The following is a 12,951-nucleotide window of genomic DNA, read 5'->3' on the forward strand; positions in this document are numbered from 1 at the left end:
CCTGTCAGAAGATATCGTTAAGCATTACACCCACGCCAACACGGGTCTGATTGAAGTTGTAGTCAATCAGTGATTCGCCGTAGCCGCTGTAGACCTGGGTATAAAGACGCACATGCTTCGTAATGGGATAACTGGCCCCCAGCTCTGCGCCGCCGTAGCCGGTATTCCAGTTGTACTGGCCTTTCACACTGATCACCGCGTCACCCAGGTGATAACCCATTTTCAACTGATAGTAGCCCATATATTTGGTGATATCAGGGTTATCGTCAGTGCTGCCGATAACGTACCACGGCTTAACTTCCACCAGCCAGTTACCGTTTTCAGCCATCAGCCGGGTGTAAAGGCGGTTCCAGCTACGTGAGGTGGGGTCGGATCGACCATTGGAGTCATGGTTATAGCCCATTTCGACATCGCGGAGCGTCCAACCGGCAAAGCGATAGTCGGTGGCGAAACCGAGGAACAATTGCGGTTCATAGTTGGTTTCGCGAAACGGTGCAGACTCTTCACTGTTCGAAAGCTGCCACCAGGACTTCTGGGTATAGGAACCGCCGAGTACCGAGTTCGGGCCTAATATTCCGCGCCAGAGCGGAAACGCCAGGCTTAGCTGAAACTTAACCTCATCTTTGCGCGCATTTTCGGACCAGCTATAGCTGCTGATCGCCTCTTTGTTCATGTCGCTGGTATTGGTGTAGATGAGATAGTTGGTCTCATAAGGATAAAGCGTGAAAGGGTTGTCATGCTCCTGCAGCATGTTGGCGATGATACTGCCGCGAACCGCCGGTGCATCATGAATCTCTTTCACTGTCGCTTCCTGCGCATACGCGGTCAACGGCAGCATGACTGCTGGTAGTAACCATCCCAGAATCGCCCGCATCGGTAATGTTCTCCTGAACCAAAATATTGATGAATTGTATAATTATCTGGCAAGTATTCTACATACTTAGCGAGTTCCTCGTTAGTTATCCCGTCCTAAAGTAGAAAACAACAAATAATAAGCATAATATCAACATTTCATTAACCACTGAGATGTAGGGATCGTATGTCTGCCGTACTTACTGCTGAGGAAGCGCTGAAGTTAGTGGGTGAAATGTTTGTCTATCATATGCCGTTTAACCGGGCTCTGGGTCTGGAGCTTGAACGCTATGAGAAAGAATTTGCTCAATTAGCCTTTAATAATCAACCGATGATGGTCGGCAACTGGGCGCAAAGCATTCTGCATGGCGGCGTGATCGCGTCGGCGCTGGACGTTGCCGCTGGGCTGGTGTGCGTTGGCAGTACGCTGACCCGCCATGAGACGATCAGCGAGGACGAACTGCGTCAGCGAATGTCACGTATGGGGACAATCGATTTGCGCGTTGATTACCTGCGCCCAGGGAGAGGAAATCGCTTTACCGCCACCAGTAGCCTGCTGCGGGCGGGGAATAAAGTCGCCGTTGCGCGCGTGGAACTGCATAACGAAGAACAGCTTTATATTGCCAGCGCAACCGCCACTTATATGGTGGGGTAAGCGCTCAAAAAAAGGTAAACTGCTGTTACATTTCTGAAATGAGTTTTCCCGATGGATGCTAAACAAACGCGGCAGGGCGTGTTACTCGCTCTTGCTGCTTATTTTATTTGGGGTATCGCTCCTGCCTACTTCAAGCTGATTTACTATGTCCCGGCGGATGAGATCCTGACGCATCGCGTCATCTGGTCATTTTTCTTTATGGTGGTACTGATGAGCATCAGCCGCCAGTGGTCGGGCATCAAAACGCTGCTACAAACGCCAAAGAAGATCTTCCTGCTGGCGCTCTCTGCAGTGCTCATCGGTGGAAACTGGCTGCTGTTCATTTGGGCGGTCAATAATCATCATATGCTGGAAGCCAGCCTGGGCTATTTTATTAACCCGCTGGTGAATATTGTGCTGGGAATGCTTTTCCTCGGCGAGCGCTTTCGTCGCATGCAGTGGCTGGCGGTACTGTTAGCCGCCTGCGGCGTACTGGTACAGCTGTGGACCTTCGGATCGCTGCCAATCATCGCGTTGGGCCTGGCGTTCAGTTTTGCTTTCTATGGTCTGGTACGCAAGAAGATTGCCGTCGAAGCACAAACCGGCATGCTGATCGAAACCCTGTGGCTTTTACCCGTTGCGGCCATCTATCTGTTTGGCATTGCGGACAGCCCAACCAGCCATATGGGGCAAAACCCCATGTCGCTCAATCTGCTGCTGATTGCTGCAGGTGTCGTGACCACCATTCCGCTGCTGTGCTTTACCGGCGCGGCGACCCGTCTGCGTCTGTCCACGCTGGGTTTCTTCCAGTATATCGGACCCACGCTAATGTTCCTGCTGGCCGTCACTTTCTACGGTGAAGTTCCGGGAGCGGATAAAATGGTCACGTTTGCGTTTATCTGGGTGGCGCTGGCAGTTTTCGTGATGGATGCGATTTATACGCAACGACGGGTACGTCGGAGCTGAAGAAGTGCCGGATAAGGCGTAACCGCCATCCGGCACAGCCATTACAGCCAGTTCTTGCGCTTAAAGTACAGATACGGTGCCAGACCCGCGAGCATCATAAAGACAATCGCCCCTGGGTAACCGAAGCTCCAGTGCAGTTCCGGCATGAACTCAAAGTTCATCCCGTAGCTGGAAGCCACCAGCGTCGGCGGCAGGAACACCACAGAGACCACCGAGAAGATCTTGATGATGCGGTTCTGCTCGATATTGATAAAGCCCATCGCCGCCTGCATCAGGAAGTTAACCTTCTGGAACAGTGATTCGTTGTGCGGCAGCAGGGATTCGATATCGCGCAGAATCTCGCGCGCCTGTTCCAGCTGACTCCCCGGCAAACGCGCTTTACGCACCAGGAAGTTCAGTGCGCGCTGGGTATCCATCAGACACAGGCGGACCTTCCAGCCGATATCTTCCAGTTCCGCCAGCGTCGAAAGCGCTTCGTCATATTCATCGCCCTGACGCCCTTCCATGATCACACGGCTGAGTTTTTCCAGGTCGCTGTAGATGTTTTCGATCTCATCCGCCAACTGTTCAATTTTAGTTTCGAACAGGTCGAGCAGCAGCTCGTAAGCGTTGCCATCCACCATCGCCTGATTACGCGCACGCATGCGGTACAGGCGGAATGCCGGCAGCTCGCGCTCGCGCAGAGTAAACAGGCGACCTTCGCGAATGGTAAATGCGACGGTTGAGTTACCCGCGTGATCGTCGGCATCTTCATAGAAGAAGAAGGAGTGAATGTGCAGACCGTCTTCGTCTTCAAAAAAACGCGCAGATGCTTCGATGTCTTCCAGTTCAGGGCGCGTAGCCAGATTCTGGCCCAAGTCCTTTTGCACACGGTTTCGTTCTTCGTCATCCGGCTCGACTAAATCGACCCAAACCGAACTGGCCAGGTGCTCGATCTCGTCTGCCTCAAGGCGAGTTAAACGATTGTTTTCCAGTTGAAATGCGCTCAGCATGACCGGGACTCCCAATGCAAAAAATTATCGGACAGTTCGGAGGGCACACAGAAACAAATTGGGTTTCAGACCATTAAACAGCCTGACTCAGCGCGACGGGAAAAAACAGAAGGTCGCTGACAACCGCGAAGGCTATCAGCAAAAAGGGATAGCCTTAGGAGTTGATCCTGGATGACAGGATAATGAGCCAGTATCTACTGGGTGTGTCCAAGGCGAATGTCCTCTTAGCGTAATCGTGCGCGCATGTTACGCCAGCAAAATTTTGACGTCAACACGCAACGGATGGCGAAAAAGTAATAATTTCCCCTTATACAGAAAGGTTAGCAGAGGGGAATTATTTATCTATGATTTCAGAATATTAACCGACAGATAGCGGGATGGCGGCTTCGCCTTGTCCGGCCTGGAAATCAAAATGTTACCCGGTCTGTAGGCCGGATAAGACGCGCCAGCGTCGCCATCCGGCAAAGCCAAACCGATCAAACCGTTTCCAGTCTGGCGTAGGCTGCCACCAGCCATTTGATCCCTTGCCCCTGGAACGCGACCTGCAAACGACTATGCTCACCGCTTCCTTCCAGATTGACGATGGTGCCCTCACCAAACTTAGCGTGGCGCACGCGCTGGCCGAGCTTGTAGCCGGTATCATTTTCCGCCATTGGCGTGCCCATCCGCTGATGGCTCACCGGACGGCTAACCGTGGCGCGCAGGCGAACCTCTTCAACGCACGCTTCCGGCAGTTCGCCGATAAAGCGCGACGGACGGTGGTAAACCTCTTTGCCGTACAGACGACGCGTTTCGGCGTAGGTCAGCGTCAGCTTTTGCATCGCCCGTGTCACGCCTACGTAAGCCAGGCGGCGCTCTTCTTCGAGGCGCCCACCTTCGTCCAGCGACATCTGGCTGGGGAACATGCCTTCTTCCATACCCACGATAAATACCTGGGGGAACTCCAGACCTTTCGCCGAGTGCAGCGTCATCAGTTGTACCGCATCCTGCCAGGTATCCGCCTGCCCTTCGCCTGCTTCCAGCGCGGCGTGTGACAGGAACGCCTGTAGCGGCATTAAGTCTTCGTCTTCTTCGTTGTAGCTGAACTGGCGCGTTGCCGTCACCAGTTCGTCTAAGTTTTCGATACGCGTCTGACCCTTCTCGCCTTTTTCCTGCTCGTACATCATGCGCAGGCCGGAGTCTTTAATCACCCGGTCAGTCTGCACGTGCAGCGGCATATCGGCGGTCTCCTGCGCCAGCGCATCGATCAGCTCCATAAAACGCTGTAAGGCGCTGGCGGCGCGACCCGCGAGGGCCTTTTCCTGCAACAGCTCACGACAGGCCTGCCACAACGTAAGCTGGCTGTCACGGGAGGTCTGACGCACGACATCTAATGTACGATCGCCAATCCCGCGGGTTGGCGTATTCACCACACGTTCGAATGCAGCGTCGTCATTGCGGTTAGCGATCAGGCGCAGGTAAGAGAGCGCATCTTTGATTTCCTGGCGTTCGAAGAAGCGCATCCCACCATAGATACGGTACGGCATGCTGGCTTGTAACAACGCCTCTTCCAGCACGCGCGACTGGGCGTTGCTACGATACAGAATGGCGCACTGTTCCAGCGCACCGCCGTTGTCCTGCCAGGTTTTGATACGATTGACCACAAAACGCGCTTCATCGAGTTCGTTGAACGCGCAGTACAGTGAAATTGGTTCGCCGTCGACGCCATCGGTCCACAGCTTTTTACCCAAACGCCCGTTGTTGTTTTCAATCAGGGCGTTGGCCGCGCTGAGGATGTTGTTGGTCGAGCGGTAGTTCTGCTCCAGGCGAATGGTTTCTGCGCCCGGGAAATCCGTGAGGAAGCGCTGGATGTTTTCCACCTGCGCCCCGCGCCAGCCGTAGATCGACTGGTCATCATCGCCAACGATCATCACTTTGCCGGTATCGCCCGCCAGCAGGCGGATCCAGGCGTACTGAATGTTGTTGGTATCCTGGAATTCGTCCACCAGGATATTGGTAAAGCGTTCGCGGTAGTGCTGCAGGATATGCGGCTTGTTGAGCCACAGTTCATGGGCGCGCAGCAACAGCTCGGCGAAATCCACCAGCCCCGCGCGGTCACACGCTTCCTGATAGGCCTGATACACCTTCTGCCAGGTTTGCTCAACCGGGTTGCCATAGCTCTGCAGATGGTGCGGTCGCAGCCCTTCGTCTTTCTGGCTATTGATAAACCACATCGCCTGACGCGGCGGCCACTGCTTCTCATCAAGATTCATCGCCTTGATCAAACGCTTGAGCAAACGCAATTGGTCTTCGCTGTCGAGGATCTGGAAATCCTGCGGCAGGTTCGCATCCATATGGTGCGCGCGCAGCAGGCGGTGCGCCAGACCGTGGAATGTACCCACCCACATACCGCCCTGGCTGGTTCCCATGATCTGGCCAATACGGTGGCGCATTTCCGCCGCTGCTTTGTTGGTAAAGGTCACCGCCATAATGGAGTATGGCGAGTTGTTCTCTACCGTCAGTAACCAGGCGATACGGTGCACCAGCACGCGAGTTTTACCACTCCCCGCGCCGGCCAAAACCAGCATGTTGCTGCGTGGCGCGGCCACCGCTTCACGCTGTTTATCATTAAGGCTGTCGAGCAGGTAAGAAACGTCCATTGGCACCGCCGCGTAAAAGTAGGTAAGGCGGATAAGCGTAGCGCCATCCGCCAAAAAGCTGGGTATATATACAGAGTTCTGCTGGTGATTATATCAGCGAGGTCAGAGATGCCAACTGTGAAATTTCGATATGCGGCAGCAAACGGCTGTCTGCGGTTTGCATCAGGTCGGCATTTTCCGGTTTGATCCAGCAGGCCTGCATACCGCAACGGATGGCCCCCGCCACGTCTGTCGTCAGGTCATCGCCCACATGCAGAATCTCAGCCACGGGCATTTTCAGTTTATCCGCCGCCAGCGCATACATGTCGCTGAACGGTTTTGATCGCCCGTCGGGACCGGCGCGCAGCACAAACTCAAAGTAATCGCCCAGGCCGAACAGTTCTGGCTGCGCGTTACCGTTGGTGATCGCCACCAGCGGCCATTTGCGGGCCAGCGCCTTCAGCGTGTCATGCGTCGCCTGCGGGACGTCAATGCGGCTACGCCATTTGGCGAAATTCATCATCGCCGCATTTGCCCCCATTCTGGCTTCTGCTTCTGACAATCCCGCCTCCAGCATAGCGCGCTCTACGGCGCGGTGACGCCATTGGGTAACGTCGTGGTAGATTTCCGGCTCAGCGTCGCGAACGGCCTGACGTAAGCGCTGTAGGTCGCTATTTTGCAGCGAATTCAACGCCGGATGGTAATTCTGTACAAACGCGAGCGCTTCCTGCTCGGTGCGTGTGATAACGGGACGGTTATCGTAAAGGGTGTCATCAAGGTCAAAGGTGAGCGCAGAAATGCGCCCCAAAGGCCGGTAAAAACGCATTATTTCCCCCGTTTGGCGCGCGGATGCGCCGCATCGTACACTGAAGCCAGGTGTTGAAAATCAAGATGGGTATAGATTTGGGTAGTGGAGAGATTAGCATGCCCCAATAACTCCTGTACCCCGCGCAGATCGCCGCTCGACTCCAGCATATGCGTCGCAAAAGAGTGGCGCAATTTGTGGGGATGTACGTGGCTGTTCAGCCCCTGTTTGATCCCCCATTCCGCAAAGCGTTTTTGCACATTACGCGCAGAAATGCGTTTGCCCAGTTTTGACAGGAATAACGCATCGTCATCGCTGCCAAATAGCCCCCGCAGGTCCAGCCAGTGCTCAATCCACGCCACTGCATTGCGGCCAATTGGCAGGCGACGTTCTTTACTGCCCTTCCCCATCACCCATACTTCGCCGGTGTCGAGATCGAGATGTTTAATATCCAGCCCAACCAGTTCAGACAAACGCAGCCCTGCACCGTACATCACTTCTAACATTGCCCGGTCGCGCACGGCGAGGGGATCGTTGAGGTCGATATCCAGCAGACGATTAACGTCGTCGACATCGATATTTTTAGGTAGATGACGCGGTGCTTTCGGCGCGGAAACACTTTTTGCGGGATTGGCTTTCAGCTCGCCCTGATTAACCAGCCAGTCAAAGAAACTGCGTAATGCGGAGAGACGCAGCGCCAGGCTCGCCGGCCCCAGCCCTTTACGACGGCTGCGCACGGCAAAACTGCGTACCATCGAAGCGTCACATTGTTGCCAGCTTTGCAGACCGGTCTCTCCGGCTAACGCAATGATGGCATCAAGCTGACGCTGATAATTCAGCAATGTGATCGGGCTAAGCTGGCGCTCAACGCCCAGATAGCGTAAAAAGCGCGCCACATCCTGAGAAAGGGGTGAGTCGCTCATACGCGTTCAATCCAGCGCTCCAGCAGCTCCGGCAACATCAGCGAGATTTCCTGCAATAATTGCGTACCTTGCCCTTGCTGGTAATGATTAACGTCGCGACTGCTGAACAGCATCACGCCCAGGGATCCATCTTGCCCCAACATCGACATTGCCACCGAGCCTATCGCTTTCGCTTCGGGCATCATGACCAGAAGTTCCGGGCCATTGAGCGGCCCAAGATAGTGATGTGACTGGCCCAGACGCTGAATACGCAGCGGTTCAAAAGCCTGACGGCTTAATGCCAGATGAGTGAATTTTGATGGCGCACCAAGTCGCCAGCGATCCGGGAACAGACGAACCGTCGCCCCAGCCAGCCCTAACTCACGCGCCCAGCGATGAAATCGCATCAGCATGTCGTCAAGACTGCTGGCCGATACCAGCCGTGCTTGCAGATTTAACAGACGATAGAACAGGCTTTCATTGGCGTTGGCTTGGTCCATCAACAACGCCATATTCTCTTCCAGCACGTTAATATGATTACGTGCCCGCGCCATATGCCATTCCACTAAAGAGACCGTGCCCCGCACCGGGTGTGGAACACGCATCGCTTCAACTGCCTGGGCATTACGGATAAAAAACTCAGGATTACGTTGCAGGTAATCGACGACCGCCCGGTCGTCCAGCTCCATGAGCGTTTCCTGTAGTTCTTCCCCTGGTTGCTTCATAAGTGAATAAATCCGTCGTAGACATGTGCCGCCGGGCCAGTCATATACAGCGGATGACCCGGACCTTTCCAGGCGATATCAAGTCGACCGCCCGGTAATTCCACCCTCACTTCTTCTGCCAGCAGGCCCTGCTGGATACCAACCGCGACAGCGGCGCACGCACCGCTGCCGCAGGCCTGCGTTTCACCCGCGCCGCGCTCATAGACGCGCAGCCGGATATGCTCGCGCTTTACCACCTGCATAAATCCGATATTGGCGCGTTCAGGAAAGCGTTCGTGACTTTCCAGAACCGGCCCCAACGTTTCTACCGTGGCCGTATCAACATCATCAACCTGAATTACGCAGTGCGGGTTCCCCATTGAAACCACGCCGCACAATACTGTCTGTTCAGCCACGCGCATAATATAGGTCTTCTCTGCTTTGTTGGCGCGAAACGGAACCTGCGCGGGTTCAAAATTGGGTTCACCCATATTCACCCGTACCAGCTCGTCGTCGGTTACGGTTAATACCATACGACCATTAGCGGTACTGACGCGAATATCACGCTTATTGGTCAGCCCTTTCAGGCGAACAAAGCGGGCAAAACAGCGGGCGCCATTGCCACACTGTGACACTTCACTACCGTCGGCATTAAAAATACGGTAGTGGAAATCCAGCTCCGGATCATACGGAGGTTCAACCACCAGCAGTTGATCAAATCCAACGCCGAGATGCCTGTCGGACAAGCGGCGGATCAGCTCTGGTGAGAAAAAGACATTCTGCGTTACCGCGTCGACGACCATAAAATCGTTGCCAAGGCCATGCATTTTAGAGAATTGCATCATTCACTCCGTTCACGCGGGTACAGAAATATACATCTATTCCTGCCGTCAGTAATTCACCTGAGAAGGCCCGTCACTAATCCCACGATCGTTTTTCTCTGGCGTGGTGGATTGCGATTGCGGCTGAACGCTCTTGGTCGGAGGCGGCGCGGTTTTATCTGCTGGCGGGAAATAGAGCGGGCCTTTTAGCCCACAGCCCGTCAGGCTGAACAGAGTAAAAATGACAGCGAGTGGCTTTAACACGTTTTTCATTATCGATTGCCTGTAAAGTTCATGCTTTCTGTTTTCTATCATCGCAGGAGAAGGCGTAAAAGCAAGAGTTAGCCTGTAATCTGCAACGCGTTTTGTTTCAGGTTATACTGCCGTCATCACGAAAAACAGGATAAGAAAATGAACGACAGTGAATTTCATCGCCTTGCTGACACCCTGTGGATGACCATTGAAGAGCGTCTGGATGACTGGGACGGCGACAGCGATATCGATTGTGAGATCAACGGCGGCGTGCTGACCATCAGCTTCGAAAACGGCAGCAAAATTATTATTAACCGTCAGGAGCCGCTGCATCAGGTGTGGCTGGCGACCAAACAGGGCGGCTACCACTTTGACCTGAAAGGCGACGAGTGGATCTGCGATCGTAGCGGCGAAACGTTCTGGGATCTGCTAGAACAGGCGGCGACACAGCAGGCGGGCGAAGAGGTGAGCTTCCGTTAAGTTTTATTGCCGGATACGCTTCGCTTATCCGGCATCATGCTCACGAGAAATACTGCTGTAACTGCGGAGTGTCGTTTTCCTGACTGACGGGCGGCACGGCGCTAATCGGCTGGGTACGGAACGGGATCACCTGCGCGCGCCCGTCGGTTTTCACAATCTGATAGAACTGCGGCAGGTTAAAGTTGATGAAGCTGGAGCCGTAGGTAAAGCGATCGTGCGACGACGAGTAGAAACGGCTGACATCGCGTACCAGCTCCTCTTTGCTGCCTTCGCAGTGGTGATACACCTCAGCCCGATTACTCTCATCCAGAATGTAGATATTAAAGCCCTGCTCATCACCCGTTTCTTCGAAAAAGAACTGAATGATCCCTTCGCTGGCAAAACCGTCAACCACTGACGGAAGTTTCACATGATTGGTCTCAACCTGAACGGAAAGCCCGTGCAGTTTGTTATGTGAAATCGCGCCATAAAATTCAATCGCGTTTTCCAGCTTCTGTACCGAGACGTTCAGGCGCTCGAAGAACAGACCCCACGTCTGACCAGAAACGCGCAGCGCTTTGAAGCGTCCGGTTTCCTGACGGGTGCTGGAGAGGCGCAACTCGATGCACTCAGACACCAGTTGCTGCACGCGGGTGCGAATTAAACCGCGCAGATGCTGGCTATAGCAGAAAACCTCGACGCTATCCGGCGGCGCGGCATCCTGGTGCATTTTGCCGAGAATCGTTTTTAACGCTTCAATCATCGCCTGCTCACCGTTGAAGTGCAGCGTACGCACTTCATTCCACGAGTTGCGGTACAGCAGGTCGACGCTACCCACCAGGCAATTTTGTTCTTCACCAAAGCTGAAGACGTCCAGCTTACGGAAATCAAAATGTACCACCTGATTGCGAAATGCTGCCGTCGGGTCATATTCAAGGTTAACGATAATCGCCAGGTGGCGAATCTCGCACGGGCTATAGAGCGCTTTCGGCGTTGGCGCTGGCAGTCGCAGCGGGAAGTGATGCGACACGTCGGCGACCATTTCTTGCAGCTTCGGCAAATCAACAATGCCGTTGCCCTTAATAAATAAATGCGTACGCGAGGTCAGCAGGCCGTTGAACCAGGCCCACGCCACCAGTTTATTGAGGTAGCGGTTATATTCCAGCGGCTGATGGCTGATGATCGAGTCCATGTTAGGCGCGCGGTTATAGAGATACCAACCCGAACGGTTGGCACGGCCCGGCGGCACATGGATAAAGGTCAGATTCGGTTCCGAGAGATCCGGAGATATCTGCGGGTTCACCAGCGTTACTTTACCTGGCAATGCTTCAAACGCGGCATACAGCTTACGGGTCAGCACGCCGATATCCTGCGGGCTGGCGCTCACGCTAAGGTTATTTCGGCGGGCAAAACGGATCAGGTTACGATAGCTCTGCATCATCGCATCGAGCAGTTCGTTATGCGCTTCGCGTACCTGGTCAATCTTCCAGTTAGCGCGGTTATCCAGCATGGTCAGACGGGCGTCATCCCAGCCCCATTCTTTCACTAACTGACTTAATACTTCACGACGCCAGCCCACGCAGGCGCGCTCGCGGCTCAGTTTCTCACACACTTTTAAGTAGAAACATCGACGCACTAAATCCAGACGAGTCGGGTCTTCGATCGCCGTGAGGTACTCGGTAACGCGCTCCAGCATCATGCAGTAAGGGTCGAGACCAAAAGAGACGATCTCACCATCGTGCAGGCGCTGTTTAATATCTTTCGCCAACAGGCGTGGATTGGGGTATTCCCAGGAATAAGCTTCCAGCAGCAGCGTTTTCAATACCGCTTTGTACGGGGAGTCGATACTCTTGTACAGCTGCCAGAGGCTGGCGCCAAAGTACTCTTCGGCGGAGAGCGAACTGAGTCCGCCGAGATCCAGCCATTCGTTTGGCGTTAATACCCCCTGTGCGTAAAGCGTCATGACGTAATCGTCGTAATGCTCTTCTTCGTCGCCCGGCACCATATTCCACAGAATACGTTTACCCGCGAGACGCACAGCGGTGCGATAGAATTCATCAAGCAACAGGATATGCTGCGTCGAGCCACAGTCTTCACCACCCAAACTGCCGCTTTCATTGTGGCGGAAACGGTTTTCATCAATCAGGAAGAAGCTGACTTCCACGCCCAGCGAGGCGGCCCAGCTTTCCAGCAGGCTACATTTACGCTGCAGCAGCTGGCGCTCTTCGCTATCCAGCCAGGATTGATGGCAGACCCAAATATCAAGGTCAGAGGAACAGCTTTGCCCTACCGAAGAGGTGCTGCCCATTGAGTAAACGCCGGTGATAGGCAGTTCGCCCTTGGGAGGATCCTGCGGTGACATACCGCGGTACAGTTCCAGTTCGTTCAGGTAGTGGCGTTGGGTTTCATCAGGCGTGTAAAGGCATATGCCTTTGGGAACGTTACCATCAAGGTAACCCGGCATCAGCGGATGGTGGTAGTGCAATAATGTCGGCAGCAGACTGTATACCTGCTGGAAGGCAGGTCCCATGGCAGCAAGCGCGCGATCCACACGCAGTTGATTTATGGCATCCAGTCTCTGTTTCAGAGTCTCAATATAGAGGTACAAGACGTATCGCCTGATGTTGCTATCCGTCATGTTGTCGATTGCTGCGGCACAAGCGCTCACAATAATCGTCATCAATTCGGATAAACCGTATGTCAAAAATAACCGTTACCTGTTTTTTCGCCCATATTTTTATATGCTGTACAGCCGAAAAAATGGTCTAAAACGTGATCAATTTAACACCTTGCTCATTGACCGTAAAGAAAGATGCGCTACATACAAGTGTAGCACCGTTCGTTACGTGTAAATTCCTTCATACGGTCGGGAGGTTTCTCGTCATTATTCACTGCCAGTGATGATGCAGCGCCTTTTCCTCTCACTCACGTTTGAGCGTAACGCTG

At 53.9% G+C, this 12,951-nt stretch carries 13 protein-coding genes; 3 read left to right on the forward strand and 10 right to left on the reverse strand.

All coding sequences use genetic code 11. The features are described from left to right. Window positions 1-4: 4 nt before the first annotated feature. Window positions 5-874, reverse strand: coding sequence for a phospholipase A (gene pldA / locus GFC06_RS04060; protein WP_016157849.1), 870 nt, complete (start codon window positions 872-874; stop codon window positions 5-7). Between the two features lie 165 nt (window positions 875-1,039). Between pldA and yigI the strand changes: the two genes are divergently transcribed. After that, window positions 1,040-1,507, forward strand: coding sequence for an acyl-CoA thioesterase YigI (gene yigI, locus GFC06_RS04065; RefSeq protein ID WP_003017917.1), 468 nt, complete (start codon window positions 1,040-1,042; stop codon window positions 1,505-1,507). Window positions 1,508-1,558: 51 nt separating this feature from the next. Then, window positions 1,559-2,452: an EamA family transporter RarD gene (rarD, locus tag GFC06_RS04070; protein WP_016155131.1), complete on the forward strand. Its 894-nt coding sequence runs from the start codon at window positions 1,559-1,561 to the stop codon at window positions 2,450-2,452. Between the two features lie 41 nt (window positions 2,453-2,493). Here rarD and corA read toward each other — a convergent pair whose 3' ends face one another. The 8 genes from corA to lptM form a co-directional block, all read right to left on the reverse strand. Next, a complete protein-coding gene (corA, locus tag GFC06_RS04075; protein WP_003017920.1) occupies window positions 2,494-3,444 on the reverse strand; it encodes a magnesium/cobalt transporter CorA in 951 nt (316 codons plus the stop codon). Window positions 3,445-3,598: 154 nt separating this feature from the next. Next, window positions 3,599-3,655, reverse strand: a complete 57-nt coding sequence (ysgD, locus tag GFC06_RS23325) for a YsgD/CorL family protein (RefSeq protein WP_212723238.1) — start codon at window positions 3,653-3,655, stop codon at window positions 3,599-3,601. 265 nt (window positions 3,656-3,920) lie between these two features. Continuing rightward, complete coding sequence (uvrD, locus tag GFC06_RS04080) at window positions 3,921-6,083, reverse strand: DNA helicase II (RefSeq protein WP_153689856.1); 2,163 nt, start codon at window positions 6,081-6,083, stop codon at window positions 3,921-3,923. Window positions 6,084-6,171: 88 nt separating this feature from the next. Then, window positions 6,172-6,888, reverse strand: coding sequence for a 5-amino-6-(5-phospho-D-ribitylamino)uracil phosphatase YigB (yigB, locus tag GFC06_RS04085; RefSeq protein WP_016155129.1), 717 nt, complete (start codon window positions 6,886-6,888; stop codon window positions 6,172-6,174). After that, the gene (gene xerC, locus GFC06_RS04090) at window positions 6,888-7,790 is read right to left on the reverse strand and encodes a tyrosine recombinase XerC (protein ID WP_153689857.1); all 903 of its coding nucleotides are present in this window, start codon (window positions 7,788-7,790) and stop codon (window positions 6,888-6,890) included. The genes yigB and xerC overlap by 1 nt, the downstream gene beginning before the upstream one ends. Beyond that, window positions 7,787-8,494, reverse strand: coding sequence for a DUF484 domain-containing protein (locus GFC06_RS04095; RefSeq protein WP_094761734.1), 708 nt, complete (start codon window positions 8,492-8,494; stop codon window positions 7,787-7,789). Before GFC06_RS04095 ends, xerC begins: the two co-directional genes overlap by 4 nt. After that, on the reverse strand, window positions 8,491-9,315 hold the full coding sequence (gene dapF, locus GFC06_RS04100) for a diaminopimelate epimerase (protein WP_016155126.1): 825 nt from the start codon (window positions 9,313-9,315) through the stop codon (window positions 8,491-8,493). Before dapF ends, GFC06_RS04095 begins: the two co-directional genes overlap by 4 nt. Window positions 9,316-9,363: 48 nt before the next feature. Then, window positions 9,364-9,567, reverse strand: a complete 204-nt coding sequence (gene lptM / locus GFC06_RS04105) for an LPS translocon maturation chaperone LptM (RefSeq protein WP_003017937.1) — start codon at window positions 9,565-9,567, stop codon at window positions 9,364-9,366. A gap of 138 nt (window positions 9,568-9,705) precedes the next feature. On the opposite strand from lptM, the gene cyaY reads away from it, so the two are divergent. Then, window positions 9,706-10,026 (forward strand): iron donor protein CyaY, encoded by a 321-nt coding sequence (cyaY, locus tag GFC06_RS04110; RefSeq protein ID WP_003828967.1) that lies wholly within the window; start codon window positions 9,706-9,708, stop codon window positions 10,024-10,026. A gap of 40 nt (window positions 10,027-10,066) precedes the next feature. On the opposite strand, the gene cyaA is transcribed toward cyaY, so the two are convergent. Then, the gene (gene cyaA / locus GFC06_RS04115; RefSeq protein WP_047499563.1) at window positions 10,067-12,613 is read right to left on the reverse strand and encodes a class I adenylate cyclase; all 2,547 of its coding nucleotides are present in this window, start codon (window positions 12,611-12,613) and stop codon (window positions 10,067-10,069) included. Window positions 12,614-12,951 lie beyond the last annotated feature (338 nt).

Source organism: Citrobacter braakii, assembly GCF_009648935.1.
Taxonomy (GTDB): Bacteria; Pseudomonadota; Gammaproteobacteria; order Enterobacterales; family Enterobacteriaceae; genus Citrobacter; species Citrobacter braakii.

Coding starts and splice junctions, on each gene's coding strand:
- yigI (WP_003017917.1), top strand. CDS start 1,040: ATGTCTGCCGTACTTACTGCTGAGGAAGCGCTGAAGTTAGTGGGTGAA.
- lptM (WP_003017937.1), bottom strand. CDS start 9,567: ATGAAAAACGTGTTAAAGCCACTCGCTGTCATTTTTACTCTGTTCAGC.
- xerC (WP_153689857.1), bottom strand. CDS start 7,790: ATGAGCGACTCACCCCTTTCTCAGGATGTGGCGCGCTTTTTACGCTAT.
- corA (WP_003017920.1), bottom strand. CDS start 3,444: ATGCTGAGCGCATTTCAACTGGAAAACAATCGTTTAACTCGCCTTGAG.
- yigB (WP_016155129.1), bottom strand. CDS start 6,888: ATGCGTTTTTACCGGCCTTTGGGGCGCATTTCTGCGCTCACCTTTGAC.
- pldA (WP_016157849.1), bottom strand. CDS start 874: ATGCGGGCGATTCTGGGATGGTTACTACCAGCAGTCATGCTGCCGTTG.
- dapF (WP_016155126.1), bottom strand. CDS start 9,315: ATGCAATTCTCTAAAATGCATGGCCTTGGCAACGATTTTATGGTCGTC.
- cyaY (WP_003828967.1), top strand. CDS start 9,706: ATGAACGACAGTGAATTTCATCGCCTTGCTGACACCCTGTGGATGACC.
- rarD (WP_016155131.1), top strand. CDS start 1,559: ATGGATGCTAAACAAACGCGGCAGGGCGTGTTACTCGCTCTTGCTGCT.
- uvrD (WP_153689856.1), bottom strand. CDS start 6,083: ATGGACGTTTCTTACCTGCTCGACAGCCTTAATGATAAACAGCGTGAA.
- GFC06_RS04095 (WP_094761734.1), bottom strand. CDS start 8,494: ATGAAGCAACCAGGGGAAGAACTACAGGAAACGCTCATGGAGCTGGAC.